General features: G+C 47.3%; 19 protein-coding genes and 1 tRNA gene. 3 read left to right on the top strand and 17 right to left on the bottom strand.

What is annotated here, in order from left to right; translation table 11 throughout:
• Positions 1–211: 211 nt before the first annotated feature.
• From speD to ACEN86_RS05780, 10 genes are all read right to left on the bottom strand, one after another.
• A complete protein-coding gene (gene speD, locus ACEN86_RS05825; protein ID WP_495633392.1) occupies positions 212–613 on the bottom strand; it encodes an adenosylmethionine decarboxylase in 402 nt (133 codons plus the stop codon).
• Between the two features lie 228 nt (positions 614–841).
• Entirely contained in the window at positions 842–1,429 is a 588-nt protein-coding gene (locus ACEN86_RS05820) for a non-ribosomal peptide synthetase module (protein ID WP_495633391.1), read from the bottom strand.
• Between the two features lie 204 nt (positions 1,430–1,633).
• Positions 1,634–2,272 carry a ribosome biogenesis GTP-binding protein YihA/YsxC gene (yihA, locus tag ACEN86_RS05815; protein WP_495633390.1) on the bottom strand — a complete coding sequence of 213 codons (639 nt, stop codon included), beginning with the start codon at positions 2,270–2,272 and terminating at the stop codon, positions 1,634–1,636.
• 15 nt (positions 2,273–2,287) lie between these two features.
• Positions 2,288–4,627: an endopeptidase La gene (lon, locus tag ACEN86_RS05810; RefSeq protein ID WP_495633389.1), complete on the bottom strand. Its 2,340-nt coding sequence runs from the start codon at positions 4,625–4,627 to the stop codon at positions 2,288–2,290.
• Positions 4,628–4,786: 159 nt separating this feature from the next.
• A complete protein-coding gene (gene lonB / locus ACEN86_RS05805; RefSeq protein ID WP_495633388.1) occupies positions 4,787–6,496 on the bottom strand; it encodes an ATP-dependent protease LonB in 1,710 nt (569 codons plus the stop codon).
• 164 nt (positions 6,497–6,660) lie between these two features.
• Positions 6,661–7,773 carry a flavodoxin-dependent (E)-4-hydroxy-3-methylbut-2-enyl-diphosphate synthase gene (gene ispG, locus ACEN86_RS05800; RefSeq protein ID WP_495633387.1) on the bottom strand — a complete coding sequence of 371 codons (1,113 nt, stop codon included), beginning with the start codon at positions 7,771–7,773 and terminating at the stop codon, positions 6,661–6,663.
• Positions 7,774–7,881: 108 nt separating this feature from the next.
• A complete protein-coding gene (gene clpX / locus ACEN86_RS05795) occupies positions 7,882–9,138 on the bottom strand; it encodes an ATP-dependent protease ATP-binding subunit ClpX (RefSeq protein ID WP_127200986.1) in 1,257 nt (418 codons plus the stop codon).
• A 17-nt stretch (positions 9,139–9,155) separates the two neighbouring features.
• Positions 9,156–9,746 carry an ATP-dependent Clp endopeptidase proteolytic subunit ClpP gene (gene clpP / locus ACEN86_RS05790; RefSeq protein ID WP_495633386.1) on the bottom strand — a complete coding sequence of 197 codons (591 nt, stop codon included), beginning with the start codon at positions 9,744–9,746 and terminating at the stop codon, positions 9,156–9,158.
• 283 nt (positions 9,747–10,029) lie between these two features.
• On the bottom strand, positions 10,030–11,388 hold the full coding sequence (tig, locus tag ACEN86_RS05785; RefSeq protein ID WP_495633385.1) for a trigger factor: 1,359 nt from the start codon (positions 11,386–11,388) through the stop codon (positions 10,030–10,032).
• 180 nt (positions 11,389–11,568) lie between these two features.
• Positions 11,569–12,396, bottom strand: coding sequence for a hypothetical protein (locus ACEN86_RS05780; RefSeq protein ID WP_495633384.1), 828 nt, complete (start codon positions 12,394–12,396; stop codon positions 11,569–11,571).
• 236 nt (positions 12,397–12,632) lie between these two features.
• On the opposite strand from ACEN86_RS05780, the gene ACEN86_RS05775 reads away from it, so the two are divergent.
• Positions 12,633–12,706, top strand: a tRNA-Arg gene (locus tag ACEN86_RS05775).
• Positions 12,707–13,041: 335 nt separating this feature from the next.
• Here the strand turns inward: ACEN86_RS05775 and ACEN86_RS05770 are convergent.
• From ACEN86_RS05770 to ACEN86_RS05760, 3 genes are read right to left on the bottom strand one after another with little or no spacing between them, the layout of a single operon-like run.
• On the bottom strand, positions 13,042–13,791 hold the full coding sequence (locus ACEN86_RS05770; RefSeq protein WP_495633383.1) for an amino acid ABC transporter ATP-binding protein: 750 nt from the start codon (positions 13,789–13,791) through the stop codon (positions 13,042–13,044).
• A gap of 11 nt (positions 13,792–13,802) precedes the next feature.
• The gene (locus ACEN86_RS05765; protein WP_495633382.1) at positions 13,803–14,471 is read right to left on the bottom strand and encodes an amino acid ABC transporter permease; all 669 of its coding nucleotides are present in this window, start codon (positions 14,469–14,471) and stop codon (positions 13,803–13,805) included.
• Between the two features lie 26 nt (positions 14,472–14,497).
• Entirely contained in the window at positions 14,498–15,277 is a 780-nt protein-coding gene (locus tag ACEN86_RS05760; RefSeq protein WP_495634227.1) for an amino acid ABC transporter substrate-binding protein, read from the bottom strand.
• Between the two features lie 202 nt (positions 15,278–15,479).
• On the opposite strand from ACEN86_RS05760, the gene ACEN86_RS05755 reads away from it, so the two are divergent.
• Entirely contained in the window at positions 15,480–15,956 is a 477-nt protein-coding gene (locus ACEN86_RS05755; protein WP_495633381.1) for a glutathione peroxidase, read from the top strand.
• Positions 15,957–16,016: 60 nt separating this feature from the next.
• Here the strand turns inward: ACEN86_RS05755 and pstA are convergent, their stop codons facing one another.
• The 4 genes from pstA to ACEN86_RS05735 all read right to left on the bottom strand — a co-directional run bounded on the left by pstA (position 16,017) and on the right by ACEN86_RS05735 (position 20,286).
• On the bottom strand, positions 16,017–16,898 hold the full coding sequence (gene pstA / locus ACEN86_RS05750) for a phosphate ABC transporter permease PstA (RefSeq protein WP_495633380.1): 882 nt from the start codon (positions 16,896–16,898) through the stop codon (positions 16,017–16,019).
• The gene (gene pstC, locus ACEN86_RS05745; RefSeq protein ID WP_495633379.1) at positions 16,895–17,854 is read right to left on the bottom strand and encodes a phosphate ABC transporter permease subunit PstC; all 960 of its coding nucleotides are present in this window, start codon (positions 17,852–17,854) and stop codon (positions 16,895–16,897) included. Before pstC ends, pstA begins: the two co-directional genes overlap by 4 nt.
• 93 nt (positions 17,855–17,947) lie before the next feature.
• Entirely contained in the window at positions 17,948–18,811 is an 864-nt protein-coding gene (locus ACEN86_RS05740; protein WP_495633378.1) for a phosphate ABC transporter substrate-binding protein, read from the bottom strand.
• A 35-nt stretch (positions 18,812–18,846) separates the two neighbouring features.
• Positions 18,847–20,286 (bottom strand): stalk domain-containing protein, encoded by a 1,440-nt coding sequence (locus ACEN86_RS05735; protein ID WP_495633377.1) that lies wholly within the window; start codon positions 20,284–20,286, stop codon positions 18,847–18,849.
• A 296-nt stretch (positions 20,287–20,582) separates the two neighbouring features.
• Between ACEN86_RS05735 and ACEN86_RS05730 the strand changes: the two genes are divergently transcribed.
• Complete coding sequence (locus tag ACEN86_RS05730; RefSeq protein ID WP_495633376.1) at positions 20,583–20,963, top strand: PilZ domain-containing protein; 381 nt, start codon at positions 20,583–20,585, stop codon at positions 20,961–20,963.

The raw sequence follows: 20,963 nt of genomic DNA, 5'->3' as shown, positions 1-20,963 counted from the left end.
TATCTCTCACCTTGTTAATTATATCACATTCGCTTAGCATTACTCTGCGTTTTTTATGAATTGTTTATGAAGTTCTCATGGAGTCTTAGTAACAGAATAGACAGGTATTAAAACAAATAACCATGGAATAATCCATGGTTACTTCATTGTCCCACACATACTCATGTGTAAAGTACATACAAATGTTATCGTTAGTTAAATAAATCCCCGGTTACACCAGCTCAGCTTGCTGAGCCATAGCAGGAGTCTCAACTTTAAGTTCTCCCAGTCCACGAATCAACTTCTTCGCGTAAGCTTTCTCCGGTTTCAAAATGGATACCAGGTAATCAATGGCGAGCTGTGGATCAACTGTTTCTCCACATGTGTAACAATCAACAGCTGCAAAACCTCTCTCAGGATAAGTATGAATCGAGAGATGGCTCTCTGACAGCATTACAAGGACCGTAGCCCCTTGTGGTTCGAACTGCTTGGCTTGCACGGACAATACCGTTGCACCACACGCTTCGGCGGCTTCCACCAAATGAGCTTGCAATAGCTCTGCGTTGTTCAGCACCTCAAAATCGACTCCCCAAGTATCAACAGCAACGTGTCTTCCGAAAGTTGAATATTCCATCTTCCGGTTCCCCCTTCCTAGGAATAAAATGTTTGAAAAATTTCATCCGCTAGGACCTACGTCATTCACTTCCCGAGGGAAAAATCTCTCGTAACATAATGTCCTGAGTGAATCCTGGTTCCTATATTCTTTTCAACGAGATTAAAAATAACATCTATTCAGGACAAATGCAATACTTTTTAGAACATTAATCAAAAAAAAACCGCCCATTTCCCAGGGCGGACTTTGTTACGCCTCTAATACGAACAATCGGCGTGTATATTGGCGAAGTTCCTCATCAATGTGTGTGATAAGCTGCTCATCCTTCAAGGCAAGACGGTGATCCAGCAATTCATTAACCAGACGGTGAATCCGTCCGATCTCCATCTCAACTTCGGTTGAGCGGAACAGCCGCTGCAGCTCCTCGACTGTATTTTTATACTCATATACGAGTTTATATGTGTCACCATTGTATTCCGTAATTTTGCGTACCTGACCATCTTCATACTGATACATGACCACAAATCCGTTATAGATCCGGTTCACTACACCCGATCCTTTATAGGCTGCGAACAATCGGCGCATAACATTGGTAATAGGAGGATTTATTAAGCGGAATGATGCTTCACAGATATAATAACCGTCCTTACGATCAAAAGGCAGATGAAGTTCCTCTCCCTGGTCATCTTCCAGAACTACTTCCTGTCCTCCCCCGTCCAGCACTTTAATCCGCTGTCTTACGTGAGGATCATCAATTCTGTGAATAAATTCGGCCATTTGAACTTCCGTCAATCGCAAACTGGCTTTAATGTACTCTGTGGCTAACCGCTGAGCCATAAAAATCTCCTCAATTCTTTTAATCCTTTGTAGTTAATTATACACTACTCATTAAAGCAAATGCGCGGTATTTAAATCATGATTTTTCAGCGAATTTTAGAAAAAAACGGAATTTGGCTAGTTAAGGAGCAAAAATACCTTAGCATGCTCACTTTCCTGCTGGAAGTTCTCCCGTTCCCTCTTAAATTCGCGGATTAGTCACTTTTATTCGTCCGAAGAAGGAAGGGTCTCCGGAACCTCCGGAACCTCCGCATCTTGATCTTCAATGTGACGGCTAATCAAACTCCAAAGCTGATCCTTCCCTATACCTGCCTCTGAGGAAAACATGATAAGTTCATCGCCTGCACGCATCACCAAAGCATCCTTGATAATTTTGATGTGCTTCTGCCAGCGACTTTTCGGGATCTTGTCCGCTTTCGTCGCGACCACGCATACCGGCAGATCATAATGTTTGAGCCAGTCGTACATCAATTCATCGTCCTTGGAAGGCGGATGCCTCAGGTCGATAATGAGAAGCACCAGCTTAAGCGGTTCCCGAACCGTTAGGAACTCCTCGATCATCTTCCCCCAGACCTGCCGCTGTACCTTAGATACCTTGGCGTAGCCATATCCGGGAAAGTCAACAAAATACAGAGCATCGTTGATGCGATAATAATTCAAATGCTGAGTCTTGCCCGGTGTTGAGCTGGTACGGGCTAAATTTTTGCGGTTAATCATACGATTGATCAATGAGGACTTCCCCACATTGGAACGACCTGCCAGAGCTACCTCTGGCAAGCCGTCCTCAGGGTATTGTTCAGGCCTTACGGCGCTGATTATAAATTCTGAGCTTGTTACTTTCATTCTAGTGTTTCCTCTCTAGTGCACTTCAACTTGTTCAGTAAGCGCATGCTTCAATACTTGATCCATATGTGACACAGGTACGAACGTCATGTCACTTCGAACGCTCTCTGGAATATCATTAAGATCACGTTCATTATCCTTAGGCAGCAGAACCTTCTTATAGCCTGCACGGTGAGCCGCCAGCGACTTCTCCTTTAGGCCGCCAATCGGCAGCACGCGGCCGCGAAGCGTAATCTCCCCAGTCATGGCTACATCCTTGGAGACCAGCCGGTTCGTTAATGCCGAGATCAGCGCGGTAGCTATTGTAATACCGGCCGAAGGACCGTCTTTGGGAATAGCTCCTTCAGGGATATGGATGTGAATATCATTCTTCTCATGGAAATCTGCCGGGATCCCCAGTTCCTTCGCCTTGGAGCGCGTATAGCTGAATGCCGCTTGGGCAGATTCCTTCATGACATCTCCAAGCTTCCCGGTTAAGATAAGCTTTCCGGTCCCCGGAACCACCGTAACCTCAATTGTCAAAGTTTCGCCGCCAACCTCAGTCCAGGCAAGCCCGGTTACCGTACCGATCTGGTCTTCCAGCTCAGCAACGCCGTAGCGGAATTTGGGAACACCCAAGTAATCCTTGATATTATCAGGCAGGATCTCGATTGAACCCAACTCTTCCGAGACAATTCGTTTGGCAGCTTTACGGGCAAGTGCGGCCACCTGCTGTTCCAGATTACGGACACCCGATTCTCGCGTATACTCCCGAATTGTCTTCAGCAAGGCTTCTTCCCCGATCACAAGCTGCTCCGGCTCCAGCCCGTGTTCTCTCTTCTGCTTAGGCAAAAGATAACGCGAGGCGATCTGAAGCTTCTCAAGCTCCGTATAACCCGGAATATAGAGCATCTCCATCCGGTCCAGAAGCGGACGCGGAATGTTATGAACGGCATTAGCTGTTGTTACAAACATCACGTTAGACAGATCAAACGGCACTTCAATGAAGTGGTCACTAAATGTGTTGTTCTGCTCAGGATCAAGCACCTCAAGCAGCGCAGCAGAAGGGTCACCTCGGAAATCTGATGCCATCTTATCGATCTCATCAAGCAGAAAGACAGGATTGAGCGTCCCGGCTGTCTTCATTCCTTGAATGATACGTCCAGGCATCGCGCCTACGTAGGTTCTCCGGTGACCGCGAATTTCCGCTTCGTCCCGGACACCCCCGAGGGAGATCCGAACAAATTCTCTGCCGAGCGAACGCGCAATGGAGCGCGCCAAGGAAGTTTTACCGACACCCGGAGGTCCAACAAGACACAGAATCGGCCCTTTCAGCTTCTTGACCAATTTCTGCACAGCCAAGTACTCGAGCACACGTTCTTTGGGCTTATCAAGACCATAGTGATCGTCATTCAGAACCTGTTCTGCCTTCGCAAGATCCAGGTCATCATCGGTCTGGTTGGACCAAGGCAGACTGAGCAGCCAATCCACATAATTACGGATGACTCCTCCTTCTGCCGAGCTGGCCGGCATTTTCTCGAGTCGGTCAATTTCCTTCTCCACTTTCTCGCGTACCTTCTCGGGGAGCTGCTTCTCCTCCATCTGACCGCGCAGTTCCTCAACCTCACCCGCACGGCCTTCCTTCTCGCCAAGCTCCTTCTGGATCGCCTTCATCTGCTCGCGCAAATAATACTCTTTCTGCGTCTTCTCCATCTGCTTCTTGACGCGCTGGCTGATCTTCCGCTCCAGCTCGAGGACTTCACGTTCATTATTCAGAATATCAAGCAGCTTCTCAAGCCGCTTCTGAACCTCAATCGTCTCCAAAATTTCCTGCTTATCTTTGATCTTCAGCGACAAGTGACTTGTAATCACATCGGCCAGACGCCCTGGCTCCTCGATGTCGGAGACCGCAGCAAGCGTCTCTGGAGTTACTTTCTTGGACAAATTAATATAATGTTCAAACTGGGTAAGAACCGTACGCATTAAAGCATCGACCTCAGGGTCCGCAGATTCCTCCTCAGGCAGTTCTTTTGCCATGACTTCGTAGTACTCTTCCGTATCCAGATAATGAATAATTTCGGCCCTTTCCATGCCCTCGACAAGAACGCGAATCGTTCCGTTCGGAAGCTTCAGCATTTGGCGGACCTTAGCCACCGTACCAATTCGGAAGATGTCCTCCTGGGTAGGGTCCTCGATGTTCACTTCAGATTGAGAACAAAGGAGAATTAAATTATCGTCCACCATTGCCTTTTCCAGTGCCTTCACAGACTTCTCACGTCCGACATCCAAATGCAGGACCATACTAGGATAGACTAGCAATCCCCGCAGTGGCAGCAAAGGAAAACGACGACCTTTTCCTAATTTGTGGGTTCCCATCGTTTTCGCACCTCCAATGGTTCTCAGCTTTAATATGTTGCGTCTGCCTGATGGTTCCCCCTTAAAAAACTCAGGTTTCTCAGGAGATATTATTCCTATTTTAGCAAATGTTCCTTTAAAACACCAACGAAGAGCGGCTGCCAGACAGCCGCTCGATCCTTAAAGTGATTCCGTATGGGGTGAATCCACCTGAAAAAATGCTTGTGCAGGCGGGGCGAAAACCTCTTCTGCCGCTGTGAATCCAAAGCTGCGCTCGGCTTCAGCGCCGAATACATGCTGGAAAGCCTCTTTTAAAGATTCAACCGGAATGACCTTAACCCCATTCAACCCTTCGAACAAGCTCTGCCAATTTTCTTTCGGGATCAACACAGTTGTCGCTCCAGCCTGAAAGGCCGCTTCTACCTTGGCCACAACTCCGCCGATTGGCTTGACCTTGCCATGTATGCCTAGCTCGCCTGTCATCGCTATCCGGTTATCCACCGTGATGTTTCGTATCGCGGAAGCGATCGCCGTTGCAATAGCGAGTCCGGCAGACGGACCGTCAATTGGCGTTCCGCCAGGAAAATTGATGTGTAGATCATAGTGCGAGGGGTCAAGTCCGATGCTCTTGAGCACGGTCAAGACGTTCTCCACTGAACCTTTGGCCATGCTCTTGCGGCGAAGCGTCCGGTTACCCCCTCCGATCTCCTCTTCATCCACAACTCCCGTAATATTACAGCTTCCCATTCCCTTCTCGGCCAGCACAGCAGTTGCTTCTATTTCCAGCAAGGCCCCCATATTGGGCCCATATACAGCCAGACCATTCACTACACCCACCTGAGGATGTTCAAAAATTTTGCGTTCAGGTCTAGGTACCAACTGGCTGCTCGTAGCTACCCATTCCAGATCCGAAGCCAGCAGATGGTTTCGTTTCTCCGTCAGGGCAAGTCCGGCCGCAAGCTGCACCATGTTCACGGCCTCCCGGCCATTCGTGGCAAACTTCTTGATTACATCGACGGCTTCACTTCTCGGTTCAAGTCCGATCCTTTTCACTGCATCCTCCGCAATTTGGGCAATTTCATCCGGGAGAAGAGGACGGAAAAATACCTCCATACAGCGGGATCTTAGAGCTGGCGGAAGCTCTTGGGGAGAGCGTGTCGTGGCACCCACCAGCCTGAAATCTGCGGGAAGCCCGTTCTGGAAAATATCATGGATATAAGCCGGGGTTCCGTTGTCTTCCGAGTTATAATATGCGCTTTCCAGGAATACTTTCCTGTCTTCCAGCACCTTAAGCAGCTTGTTGATTTGAACCGGATGCAGCTCACCAATCTCATCTATGAACAGTATGCCTCCGTGAGCCTTAGTCACGGCACCCGGCTTTGGCTGAGGAATACCGGCCACACCCATGGCCCCTGCTCCCTGGTAAATCGGGTCATGAACCGATCCGATCAGAGGATCCGCAATTCCCCGCTCATCAAAACGCGCCGTGGTCGCGTCAATCTCCGTAAATTTGGCGTCTGAACGAAACGGGGACGAGGGATTTTTCTTGGCCTCTTCCATCACAACTCTCGCAGCTGCCGTCTTACCCACCCCCGGCGGTCCATATATGATGACATGCTGGGGATTGGCACTGCACAAAGCTGCCTTCAGCGCCTTGAGACCATCCTTTTGACCCACAATATCACTCATCGTTGCAGGACGAGCACGCTCGGCCAAAGGCTTGGTCAACGAGACGGCTCTAAGCTTCCTCAGCTTATCCATCTCCTTGCGGGACTCCCGGTCCACCGCACTCCGGCTGCCTTTCTGACTCCGCAGCAGATTCCAAAAATAGATACCGATAACCACAGCAAAGAACAGCTGTACCGCCATAATAATCATGCTTAAATCCATACCTAACCAACCTCCCATTATCATAACCTGTTACTTGGTAGTATAGCCTTTTTGATTGAGGGTAAACGCCAATGTTCAGGTTTTTTGGGATAGGTACGAACAGGCAGAATAAGTCGGCAAAAAAATAGCCGTGAACGGTTCTGATCCGCTCACGGCTATTATCTTTAACGTAGAATATGTTCTTTACGACCAGGTATTTCACCAGTTGCCTCGAACACTTCAACAATATGGTCAATTTCCTTCTTAAGCTCAGACAGAAGCTCCGCTTCCGGCACTTTGCGAATCATTTCTCCGTAACGGAACAGCATGCCTTCACCGCGCGCACCGGCAATCCCGATATCCGCTTCACGGGCCTCCCCCGGTCCGTTAACCGCACAGCCAAGTACAGACACCTTGATCGGCACCTTGATCTTGGATATATACTCTTCAACCTCGTTGGCAATCGAGAAAAGATCAATATCCAGACGTCCGCAGGTCGGACAGGATACGAGCGTAGCTGCATTTGAGATCAGACCAAATGTCTTCAGCAGCTCGCGGGCTACCTTCACTTCTTCAACCGGATCGGCACTGAGCGAGATTCTCACAGTCGATCCAATTCCCATGGATAACAGTGCGCCAATACCTGCAGCGCTCTTCACTGTACCGGAGAACAGGGTCCCTGCCTCGGTGATCCCAAGGTGAAGCGGGTAAGGTATAACCTCAGCTGCCTTAGAGTAGGCGGCAATGGCCATAGGCACATCCGAAGCCTTCAAGGACACGATAATATCATGGAAATCAAGCTCCTCCAAAATACCTATGTGGTATAGCGCGCTTTCCACCATAGCTTCCGGAGTCGGATAACCGTATTTCTCAAGCAGATGACTTTCCAGCGAGCCTGCATTCACCCCGATACGGATAGGGATTCCGCGCTCTTTGCAAGCTTTAACTACAGCTTCAACCTTCTCCCTACGGCCAATATTTCCCGGATTAATCCGGACTTTATCAATGCCGTTCTCAATCGCTTGAAGGGCAAGCTTATAATTGAAATGGATATCAGCAACTAGAGGGATGTGAATTCTCTTCTTAATTTCCTTGATTGCTGCAGCCGCTTCTTCGTTATTTACAGTTACACGAACCAGCTGACAACCTGCTTCTTCCAGACGTAAAATCTCTGCTACGGTTGCTTCAACATCTGCTGTCTTCGTGGTACACATACTTTGTATGAGCACTTCATTACTGCCGCCAATGGTTAGATTCCCCACTTTGACAGGCCGGGTATCTTGTCTCAAGAATGTCATGTTCAGGTCTCTCCCATAACGCCAAACTCCACCCTAGCGCTGGCCGCTTTGGGACCATTAGGGTGGAGATTCAGCATATTATTTAATCAAGCCCTTTGAAAGTCTGCTTTAGGCGCTCTCTTCTTGTTTGTTCTTCTTCTGAACTTGAAGCTCAGGAATCACTTTCTCTTCAACAACCTTCTCGGTAATTACACAGTTCGTAATATCATCACGGGAAGGAACCTCATACATCACATCAAGCATGATTCCTTCAATGATGGCGCGAAGACCCCGCGCTCCTGTGTTCCGTTTGATGGCTTCACGAGCAATGGCTTCCAGTGCCTTAGGTTCAAACTCAAGCTTCACATTGTCAAGCTCAAGAAGCTTCTGATACTGCTTAACCAAAGCATTCTTCGGTTCAGACAGGATACGCACCAGTGTATTCTCATCAAGCGGTTCCAAAGTGGAAATAACCGGCAGACGACCTACAAATTCAGGAATCAGACCGAATTTCAGCAAGTCCTCTGGAAGGACCATTCCCAGATATTCACCTGGCTTCAGATCCTTTTGGCCGTCAGCAGCTGCATTAAATCCGATGACCTTCTTGCCCACGCGGCGCTTGATCATTTGTTCCAGTCCATCAAAGGCACCGCCACAAATAAACAGGATATTCGTTGTATCAATTTGGATGAATTCCTGGTGAGGGTGCTTACGTCCGCCTTGCGGAGGTACAGAAGCTACCGTGCCTTCAAGGATCTTGAGCAGAGCCTGCTGAACGCCTTCACCGGATACATCGCGAGTGATCGATGGGTTCTCGGATTTACGGGCAACTTTATCAATCTCGTCGATATAAATAATCCCGCGTTCTGCCTTCTCTACATCATAGTCGGCAGCTTGAATCAATTTGAGCAGAATGTTCTCTACATCTTCACCCACATAACCTGCTTCGGTGAGGGATGTAGCATCCGCAATGGCAAAAGGAACATTCAGAATTTTAGCCATAGTCTGAGCGAGCAAAGTCTTACCGGAACCCGTTGGTCCCAGAAGCAGGATGTTACTCTTTTGAAGTTCAACGTCCTCAATTTTGCTCTGTGTATTCACCCGTTTGTAATGGTTGTACACAGCTACTGACAGAGATTTCTTCGCTTGTTCCTGTCCAATCACGTACTGATCAAGAATGTCACGAATTTCACGAGGCTTTGGAATCTCCTTCAGATCAAGCTCTTCCTCATGACCGAGCTCCTCTTCTACGATCTCCGTGCAAAGCTCGATACATTCATCACATATATAAACGCCTGGTCCGGCTACAAGTTTGCGTACTTGTTCCTGTGACTTACCACAGAAAGAACATTTCAACTGTCCTTTTTCTTCATTAAATTTGAACATTTATGGTATACACCCCTTTAAGATTTAATGGGTTTATTAATGACCTGGTCAATAATCCCGTAGGCCTTTGCTTCTTCCGCACTCATGAAGAAATCGCGGTCTGTATCCCGTTCAATCTTATCCAGAGTTTGACCGGTACGTTCCAAATATATTTGGTTGACCTTTTGCTTTGTCTTGATGATCCATTCGGCATGGATCTTAATATCGGACGCCTGACCTTGTACACCACCCAAAGGCTGGTGAATCATGACTTCACTATTTGGCAGAGCAAAACGCTTGCCAGGTGCGCCTGCAGTAAGCAGCAAAGAACCCATACTCGCTGCCATACCAACACAGATGGTAGAAACATCCGGTTTAATGAACTGCATTGTATCATATATACCCATACCTGCTGTAATAGAACCACCAGGCGAATTGATGTATAGATGGATGTCTTTCTCAGGATCTTCAGCTGCTAAAAACAAGAGTTGGGCAATCACGATATTCGCTACTTCATCGTCAATTGCGTTACTGAGAAAGATAATACGATCCTTGAGAAGTCTGGAATAAATATCGTAAGATCGTTCTCCCCGACTCGTTTGTTCTATAACCATAGGTACGATACTCATAATCCCAAGCCTCTTTTCTCTATTCGTATTATCTATACAGAACTCCACGAAGAAAATACACTGAGGTCATTCTGTATATTACAATTCCTATTTTACCATGTTCAAGGACCTCTGTCATTTTTCAGTCCAGTGATAGCTATGCCCTTCACGAACTCTATTCTTATGGAAGAAAATGTATCCTCCATTAGTGAAAAATAAGGCACGCATTTGAAATACGTGCCTTAAGGTTCAACCCTGTATAATCTGCCTATATGCTGGTTCGGCTTGTTGGCCGAGTCAGGTATTACTTCTCTTCAGCTGCTTCTTCTTTCACTTCTTCTGCTGCATCAGCGGATGGTTGCAGCTGGTCAGCTGGAACTTCCTTTGCATTTTCAAGAAGGAATTGAATCGTTTTGCGAAGCAGAACCTCTTCACGCATACTTCCCAGAGAACCGTTAGCCGCAAGGATGTTGCGGATTTCTTCTGGAGTACGTTTGTATGCTTCAGCCATAGTGTTCAGCTCAGCATTAAGCTCGTCCTCAGTAACTTCGATGTTCTCTTCTTTGGCGATTTGCTCAAGAACAAGATTGTTGCGAACACGCTTCTCAGCATCACCTTGCATTTGCTCTTGCAGCTCAGGAAGAGTCTGACCCGAGAAGCCAAGGAACATTTCAAGGTTCATACCTTGAGTGCGAAGACGGTTGTCGAAATCACGAACCATGTTCTGAACTTCACCTTGAATCATCGCAGATGGAATTTCAACTTCTGCTTTCTCTCCCACGCGGTCAACAAGGTAGGATTCACGAGCAGCTTCGTTCTCTTTCGATTTGCGATCAGCAAGCTGCTTCTTCAAATCTTCTTTATATTCTTCAAGAGTATCAAATTCACTTACATCTTTCGCGAACTCATCGTCGAGTTCAGGAAGCTGCTTGCGCTTGATTTCATGAACTTTCACTTTAAATACGGCTTCCTTACCTGCCAATTCTTCTGCATGGTAAGCTTCTGGGAAAGTAACAGTTACATCTTTGAAGTCACCTGTTGCAAGGCCTACGACTTGTTCCTCAAAGCCTGGGATGAATGTGTTGCTGCCCAGCTCAAGGGAATAACGCTCAGACTTACCACCTTCGAATGGAACTCCGTCTACAGAACCGTCAAAGTCGATTACGACTGTATCACCGTTCTGAGCAGTTTCTTCATCGATTACAACAAGCTCAGCATGGCGCTGCTGAAGACGCTCAAGCTCTTGAGCCACTTCTTCTTCAGTAACTTCTACGTTCTCAGCTGCAACTTCGATACCTTTGTAGTCGCCAAGCTTCACTTCTGGCTTAACGGTTACTTTGGCTTTGAATTTGAAAGCTTGTCCTTTGCCAAACTGTTCAACGTCCACTTCAGGACGATCTACAGGGAAGATATCAGTCTGCTCAACAGCTTCGCTGTATACTTCAGGGAGCAAAATGTCGATGGCGTCTTGGTAGAGGCTTTCAACCCCGTAACGCGCTTCGAAAATTGGCCGTGGCACTTTACCTTTACGGAATCCAGGTACAGTTGCTTTCTTTACTACTTTGTTAAAAGCTTTATCCAGCGCTGCAGATACACGATCCGCATCCACTTCGACCTCGAGAACGCCGAGGTTCTTCTCTATTTTTTCCCAAGTTGCTTTCATTTTATGCTTTCCCCTCCAAAATAAGTTCACATATATTGAATCCTGATATGTATCCGGCTTCAATTTCATTATTCCTTACTCACGTACAGAACAAGAACAACCACTACATTATAAACAACAATACAGCTTTTTACAAGTGTTCCACGGCTGGGCGAAGCAGGAAAAGCTGGATCCCGCCGATTATCTTCCCTGTCCGGAATGCACGAACTGTTTCATAGAACGATATACCTGCTCAAAACGGAGCCGAAGCGCGTCGGTAATCCCGTACACCAGCCTGATTTCGCTGTCACTTTTGCCATCTGGAAGGCTCTCGGAAATCGTCTGATGCAGCGCCGCAGCCCAGATATCCGCCGTACTGTCATCATCGGACAGAATGGAAGTATAATCCCTGGTGCCGTAAACCCCCATAATAAATTGGAACCAGAACTCCTGGGCGAAATAAAAGAGAGTCGGATTATGAACTTGAGTCTGATCCCCCACACGCTCCAAGATCCTTTGCACCTGCGGTGGAAAATCAGCTGACTTTAGCGGCACGGTCTCGATCTCAACCTCAACCGGCTCCTGTCCGCGGACGAACGACACGATTCCTTGTGCTCCACGCCTACGCAAAGTCTGCAGAATGTGAAATTGTATCAGCGGGTGGACATTTTTGCGGTTCAGCCAGCTGCGCAGGGCATCATCAATCTCCGGCATGTCCAGATACGACAGCTGCTCAAGCGCCAGTAGAGAGTGCTCGGATAAAGGACTTTCCATAGCGGCCTTAAGCAGCTTGTTCCCGTAGTCCTTGTCCAAAGCAACCTTGGCCTCGATATGCAGGCGAGCCAGGGATTCTTCATTCTCTTCATAGAAGTCAGGTTCCTTGCCTTCACCTACCACGCCGGGAAAAGCATCTCTCAGCCAATTGAGCAAAGCCTTCCATTCCTCATATTGTCTGGGCTCCTGACCCTGGCACTGCAGCAGAAATTCCAGCAGTTCTCCTGCTTCTCCGTAGCGCTCAGTCTCCAGCATCCTTGTAAGCTCCATCTGATAAAAATCCAGTGTCTTGGGAAACAATACAACGTTATCCCTTCCCTCGGGTCCATGCGTATTAATAAATGTCCCTCCTTTCTTCCGTATTCAATATTCGTAGATTATAGCATAGTGAGTAGCGAATTAAAAAAACAATGGCTAAATTCTCTTGATTTTCTAGTTGCTTAGCAAGCCAGCTTGTGGTAAAATTTTTTTTGCTTGAATTTTTATTATATGTCCCAGTAGCTCAGCTGGATAGAGCAACGGCCTTCTAAGCCGTCGGTCGGGGGTTCGAATCCCTCCTGGGACGTCATCAAAGATCTCTCCTTTGGGAGAGATTTTTTGCGTCCTGAGGATGAGAACCCCATATTGGGGGTTCGTCGTAGTGAAGCCCCCCTTGCCGGTTGGCTGGGGGATGAACGAAGTCTCGAGCGTTGCGAGAGTATCCCTCCTGGGACGTCATCAAAAATCTCTCCTTTGGGAGAGATTTTTTGCGTCCTGAGGATGAGAACCCCATGTGGGGTTCGTCGTAGTGAAGCCCCCATGCCGGTTGGCTGGGGGATGAATGGAGTCTCGAGCGTTGCGAGAGTATCCCGACTGGGACGACAAAGAAAACTCTCCAAATGGAGAGTTTTTTGCTTTTACCTATTTGTTTTCTGTCAAAATGTTCAGAAACTGAGCAGCCCGCGGACTTTTCGGACGATGGAATACTTCCTGAGGTGAACCCTCTTCTATAATGCGGCCGCCATCCATTAGGACGATCTGGTCAGCTACCTCGGCGGCAAATTTCATCTCGTGTGTAACGACGATCATCGTCATCCCGCCCGCGGCAAGACTTTTCATTACACGGAGCACTTCACCCACGAGCTCGGGATCAAGAGCTGATGTTGGCTCATCAAATAAGAGTACCTCAGGATTTACAGCCATAGCCCTGGCAATGCCTATGCGCTGCTGCTGGCCTCCAGACAGCATTTGAGGGTAGGAATCGGTCTTGTGCTCAAGTCCAACTCTTCCCAGAAGCTCCTGCGATATCTTCCTTGCTTCCGATTTGCTCTTCTTCTGTACCGTGATCAGGCCTTCCATTACATTCTCCAAAGCAGTCATATGTGGGAACAGATGATAGGCTTGAAACACCATTCCGCTCTGCTTGCGGAGCTTAAGGATCTGTTCTTGCTTCGGTGTAAACCCCTCTTTGAATTCCAGCACCACGTCACCCACCTGCAGAGTTCCCCGATCGGGCTTTTCTAGCAGATTGAAACAGCGCAGCAGCGTTGTCTTTCCTGAACCTGAAGGCCCAATGATGACCAGCACATTCCCTTTGTCCAGCTTCAAGTTCACACCCTTCAGCACCTCTTGGGAACCAAAAGACTTATGTAAATCGCGCACCTTGATCATGGTATATCTCCTTATCTTGTGGAGTAGCGGCTGAACCGCCTCTCCAGATAATTCTGAAGTCCTGACAATAGGGTACTTAACATCAGGTAAAGCAATCCGGCTTCCGAGTATAAAAGCAGGGGTTCAAAAGTGATCGCCACAATTTCCTGGGCAGTCCGAAACATTTCAACATAGGTAATACTGGCAGCAAGAGAGGTATCCTTGACCAGACTTATGAAGGAGTTCGCCAGAGGAGGTACGGACACCCTTGCAGCCTGAGGTAAAATGATTCGTCTAAGCGCCTGCATTCGGGTCATACCAATAGAGTATGCCGCCTCCCACTGCCCCGAAGGAATAGACTGTATTGCTGCCCGAACAATTTCCGAGCCATAGGCTCCTACACTCAAGGAGAACCCGATCACCGCAGCTAGGAACGGATCGAGGATAATCCCTATACTGGGAAGTCCGAAGAAGATGATAAACAGCTGCAGCAGCAGCGGGGTTCCGCGTATAATCCAGACATAAAACCTGGCTATAAGCCTGGGAATTCTCCAATGAGATAACCTGATTAAGGCGGTAATGACCGCCAGAGCAAGTCCCAAAGCAAATGAAATCAAAGACAGCGGAACGGTAAAAGCTACCGCAGCTTTCAACAGCGGTAGCAAGGAGTCCATCAAAATCTGCATTTTACGCTCATCCATGGGGCAGGCATCCTTTTAACATCGAGTTATTTCGAGACATCTTCTCCAAAATACTTCTGCGATATTCTCAGATAAGTTCCATCGCTCTTCATTTCGGCAAGGGCTTTATTCACGGCCGTGACGAGGTCATCCGCTCCTTTAGTGAACAAGCCTGCACTTTGGGAGGCCGCGCTTGCTGTATCCACTACCTTAATTGGCACTTGGGGCTTCTGCTTCTTCAGATCCAGGAAAGACAATTGATCATTAACCGTGGCATCAATCCGATTGGAGGTTAACAGATCCACAGCCTGATTGAACCCTTCGATAGCTACAATCTGGGCACCGTTCTCTTTGGCGATCTTGGTGAGATTGGTTGTGAGAGACTGTCCTGCCTTCTTCCCTTTCAGATCGGAAAATTTCTTGATATCCGTGTTATCCTCCCGCACAATCAGTACGGCTTTGGACACAATATAGGGATCGGAGAAGGCGTATTTCGCCTTTCGCTCATCCGTGATGGATACTTCATTAAACACAGTATCAAAGCGATTAGCATCCAGTCCTGCAATAAGGCTGTCCCACTGGGATTCCACAAATTCAGGCTGAACTCCAATTCGCTTGCTAATCTCCTCGGCAATCTCTACATCAAATCCAGTTAATTTCCCCGTTTTATCATGGAAGGTAAACGGCGCATAGGTTCCTTCTGTGCCAATTCTGAGCTTACCGCTTGCCTTGACTGTCTCTAATGCCGTCTGCGCGGCTTTGCCGGAAGTATTATTTTGTCCCTGATTCGCTTTGGATGAATTATTACTTTGACCACAGCCCGACATAGCGATTGACAGCCCTAGTACCATGAGAGCCAAGCTTACCCTTTTCATACTTAACATCCCCTTGTCCTAATCATGTTCTCAGCAAACATAGCATGTACTATGCTCTCTGAAATCATGCTAAGTTAGCCCCACTTATTTGAGCTTCGTGTGCTCCATCATGTAGAATAACCTTGATGATTTCTTATTACAGGGAGGTTCGAAAATGTCAATTTACGACTTCAAAGTAACCACAATCGACGGTGAGCAGACTACCCTGCAATCGTACAAAGGTAAGGTACTGCTTATTGTAAATACAGCCAGCGGCTGCGGACTTACCCCGCATTACAAGGGGCTGCAGTCTTTATACGAGACTTATAAGGATCAGGGACTCGTGGTGCTTGGGTTCCCTTCCAATCAATTTGCCGGCCAGGAGCCTGGAACCGAAGAACAGATCAAGCAGTTCTGTGAGCTTAACTATCAGGTCACGTTCCCTCTTTTCTCCAAAATTGATGTTAAAGGCGAGCACGCCCACCCCTTATTTGTACATTTGGTCGATCATACCCCTGCCCCTTACCACACAGGAGACATTGAATGGAACTTCGTCAAATTCCTCGTGGACCGCGAAGGGAATGTAATTAAGCAGTACAGCGCACGGACAGAACCGGAGGCTATTGAATCTGATATCAAGGGCCTTCTGTAAACGCACAAAAACACCCCTTTTTTGAAGGGGTGTTTTCTTTGATTTATGGGTGGATTTTGCCTATTTCTTGAGCTTGCGGTTATTGAACCAAAGCGGCACGCGGAACAGCAAATTCAGGAAGAGAACCACAAATACCAGAACCGCTGCAGATTTGTCAGCGATTTGCTGGGCATCCTCTACGATGGCTTCAGAATGAACATACCACAGATGAACCGCAAGGGTCTCGCCCGGCGAGAACAAGCTGAAGTCCCACATTTCTCCCGATGTACTTAGACCCGCTGTCAAGATGATCACCGCAGATTCTCCGAAGGCCCGACCTGCAACCAGGCAGACCCCCGTAACAATGGCATGCAGCGATACCGGCAGGATGACCGTACGAATGGTCTGGAACTTAGTGGTTCCAAGCGCATAAGAAGCATTCTTGAGTTCGACCGGAACAGCTCTTACGGCTTCTTCCGTGACACGGGCCAGGGTTGGAAGATTCAGAAACGCCAAGCTGACCGCCCCGCCCAGAATCGTAAGTCCAATATCGAAATATTCGGCAAAAATAGCTAGCCCCAGCATTCCGAATACGATGGAAGGAACTGAGGAAAGGGTCTCTACGCATATCCGCAGCCCTTCCGTAAATTTGTTCTTGGGTGCATATTCCGCCATGTAAATCCCCGCCCCTAGCCCGATCGGGATAGAAATGATCAGAGACAGAATAAGAATGTAGAAGGAGTTGAACAGGACAGGTCCTATACCTCCGCCCACATCCATCTCCTCTGGCAGCTTGGTCAGGAACTGTAGATTGATCCCTGGAAGGCCTTTGCTGAGAATGGTATACAGCAGCCAGAATATGAACAGAAGGACAGCCGCCCCGAGGACATAAAAAGATCCCGTAGCCGCCTTATCCCAGATCAGTGCGCGCTTGTTCTTGCGTGTCGGTGTGAAGCTGCTCATGCCACATCTCCTCTCTTTCTGCTAATTAGACGGATGATCATAATCAAGCCAAAAGAGATGATCAGCAGCAGGAACGCCATCATATGAAGGGCGTAGTTCCAAGTAGAATCAAATTCCACGTTGGAAATTTGCATCACAATATTACTCGTCAGTACTGAAGTTGGGGAGAACAAGGATGTCGCCAGCTGAGCGGTGTTCCCGATAACCATAACCACCGCCATCGTCTCTCCGATAGAACGTGTCATGCCCAGAATAATGGCAGCCGCTATTCCTCTCGCAGCGGCCGGCAGCACAACTTTCATAATTACCTGCAGACGGGTAGACCCCAGAGCATAAGCCGCCTCGCGATATTTCTTGGGTACAGCCGAGATGGCGTCATCACTAATCCGGCTGACCGTAGGCAGAATCATAATCGTCAGCACCAGAGATGCTGCTAGCAGACCGTCCCCCAAATTCTCCCCGCTTAGATTGCGGATAATCGGGATTAGTACGGTCAGTCCAAGATAGCCGTAGACGACGGATGGAATACCTACCAGCAGATCGAGAATCGGACGTATAAAGGATTTCAGCCATTTCGGGGCAATTTCAGCAATCAGAATCGCCATTCCAATCGAAATGGGAACTGCAAAGAGTAAAGTTAGAGCTGTTAAGGATATCGTATTGACTATGAACGAAGCTGCTCCGAATTTACCTTCTTCCGGGGTCCAATCAAAAGACAAAAAGAATTGGGCAAGTGATATGTCCTTGAAGGTCAAGATGGCTGTTTTGCCAATGAAAAAAACAACCAAGGCCAGTACCAGACAAAGTGCCAATATGCTGAACAGGAAATAATATTTGAATAACCCGTTGGTGAACCGCACTCGTGCTCCGCGGCCCTGCTTCCACCTGGATGGTTGAACCGGCTTCTGCAATAAAGTACCCTTCTGTGCAGGTAAATCATGAACTGGTGTGCTCATTTCGTTCTGCTTCCTCCCATAGAGCAACCAGCCCCGAACAGGGGCTGGCTGGTTAACGTAACATTTTGAATTCTAATGCAGCTAGCTTACTTCTTATTTCATAGCAGAAATCGGGATGAATTTAAGCTTTTTCAATGAACCTTCCTGAAACTTCTTGCTTTGTACATAATCGATGAAGGCTTTAGTAGCGCCAGTAGGTTGACCTTTTGTCATGTAATAGCCATAAGACCAAATTTTGTACGTACCTTTAATTACATTATCCGTACTTGCAGCAACCCCATTGAATTTAACTGCTTTGAGGTCTCCACCGCTTACATACACAAGGTCGATATATCCGATGGCGTTAGGAGTTGTTGATACAGCTGTCTTCATGTCACCGCTGGATCCAACTTCCTTGTAGTTCTTCGCTTTCTTCACGATATCTCCGCCACCAAGTGCTTTGGCTTGGTAATTCACGCGTGTACCGGAACCGAACGCACGAGTAATGACCACGATATCTGCATCACTGCCGCCAACTTCTTTCCAGTTCGTGATTTTACCGCTGTAAATGCCTTTAAGCTGGTCTGAAGTCAAGTTATCCACGCCTACATTTTTGTTAACTACGGTTGCAAAAGGAATTACCGCTACTTTGTTAGCTACTTGACCTGCGAAGGCTTTAAATCCCGGAACATCCGTGCTCGCATCCCAGTCGCAAGCTCCGATTTGGGCAATGCCTTTTTTAACGGCTTGAGGACCTGTTACTGAACCTTTACCGGAAGCGGCAATTTTCACCTTTGGATTCAATCTTTGAAACTCTTTTGCAGCCTGAAGGGACAATGGAAGAAGTGCAGTGGAACCATTAATCGTGATTTTACCTGATACAGAACCAGCAGCTTGAACCGAAGAACCTATACCTGCGGAAGATAGAACGAATGCAGCGGCTACAGCCACCAAAGAGATTTTTTTGAACAATTTCATGATTGAATTACTCCTCTCGAATTCTCAAATTATAGTTATTTAGTTAGCTCAGTGCCTTTTCCGCCTTCAACTACAACAACCTTGCCATCGCTGATCAGAGCGATCTTTCCATCCTTGGATACTGCAACTTCCGTTATTACATTCGGAGTGCTGTAAAGCTCCTTCTTGGTTCCCCCCGTTACTTCATACAGGTGTGAAGAACCATCTGCTTTCAAGCCAGCCACCAGCAATTTGCCATCCTTTGTTACCACATCAAGGTTCACATCAATATCCGACACCAAATCCGTAACTTTAGTTCCATCCACGGAAATGCTCTTCAGTACACTGTTCACGTCTTTCCCATCCGGATCTGCACTTACATAGACGATACTTCCATCCGACAGGAAAGAAGGCAGCAGCTTGTTGTCCGTTGTTTTGGTCAACTGTACTGGCTTTGCACCTTTGGCTGTAAGATCCAAAGAGTAGACCTGAGCGCCAGCGCCGGAATAATCAATAGTAAGGGAATCTTCCGTGCTGTCAGCATCATTACTGGCTACGCCTGTTGTGTTAACCAGATAAGCTATCTTCTTCTCATCACTCGAGACTTGAAGATCAGACTTGTTCTCCACTTTATCTGCAAGGACTTCGGTAAGAACGCCCGAGTCTACCGTTATGTATGAAATTTTCTCCTGCTTGTCACCTTGGATAAAGTACACTTTCTTGCCGTCAGCAGACCAGGTAAGATCCGTCTTCACCGTGCTGTCCGTTCCGATTTGCTTCGTTAAGCCGGTTCCCAGATCGTAGACAAACAACTGGCCATTGTCATTCGTGAAAGCCCCCCATTTGTGATCAGGAGAAATTACCGCAGTAGCAGCACCCTCGTTGGAAGAGAACACCTCATATGGAGTCCCGAGTGAAGAGCTCAGTTTGAAGACCTGCAGAGCCTCTCCATCTTCTTTGGTAGCCACAATGCTGCCGTTCTCATCAAAACCAATTGTAGAGAACTGGCCTTCAGCCCGTTTTAATTTGTAGATCTTGCCGCTGCCTACAATTTCAGCACCGAGCGCGTCTACAGTTGTGTTCAATTCGACATAAATATTGCCATCCTGAAGCTTAGGGGCTACAGTGAAATCTTGGGTAGCTCCATCTACCTGCAGGCTCTTAATATTAGGTTTGATAGATACAGAATGGTACCCATGAGAATCATTCAGTACCACACTTCCATTCTCCAGCTTCAGTCCTGCGTTAAGTGCATCAGCCAGATCACGGATCGAGTACAACTTGGTTCCATTCACTTCAATGGCTTTCAGCACCACATTGTCGCCATCTACTTGGAGCCCTGAATTAATCACTTTAAATTTGGCTGCTGTTTGTTTCGATGCAGCCTTTTTGGCCGGAGTTGCTGTTTTTGCAGCAGCCGCCCCTGCAGTTCCTGCTAAAGTGGAAGTCACCAGTGCAGAAGCTACTAACATACTGAATACTTTACCCTTCTTCATCAGCTCACCCTTTTCCTAATACATAAGTGCTATAAGGTCATTTTCGTATAAGAATGTTAAAAGAATTCCGGGATTGTGTAACGGATTGTTAAATTATTGAAAAAATATATATAAATTTAGGAGAATAGACCCGAGACCAAGGAAATATATTTAAAATATGATATATATGGAATGAACTATACATATCCAATCTATAGTTCATTCCATATAGGTATACCTATATAAAAAATTATAAAGTTTAATAGAATCCAAATATTAGATATAATGGCGTTATACACCTATGTTCTGGAGGGGCTATGAGCAACAATAATAGAAAAGAACCTTTCCGCTACTCTATGGAAGAACCTATGAGCTGCTGGATTCGGATTTCGGAGATTAATGGAACGGTCATCACAAGTAAGCTCGCTGAGGTAGACTTAATCGATATTAGCAAAGGGGGCTGCAAAATCCGGACCCCGCTTGATCTTCACGCCTCTTCGAATTCCATTAAAGGAGTGCTGCGTCTCAAACTCAGCGAAGAGGAACACGACTTCAATGCCCAGATCCGCTGGCAGCGCCAAATCGAACCTCCCTTCTTCCATTACGGTCTGTCTCTAATGCTTGAAGCGGACGAGAAGGAGAAGATTAACGCCGAGTTAAGAACACTCGCTGGGAACAAGAAAATTAAAGTGAACTAA

The sequence above is a fragment of the Paenibacillus sp. Paensp111 genome (genome assembly GCF_059492195.1).
The sequence above is the reverse complement of the archived record's forward strand: the minus strand, read 5'-3'. Positions and strand labels throughout refer to the sequence as shown.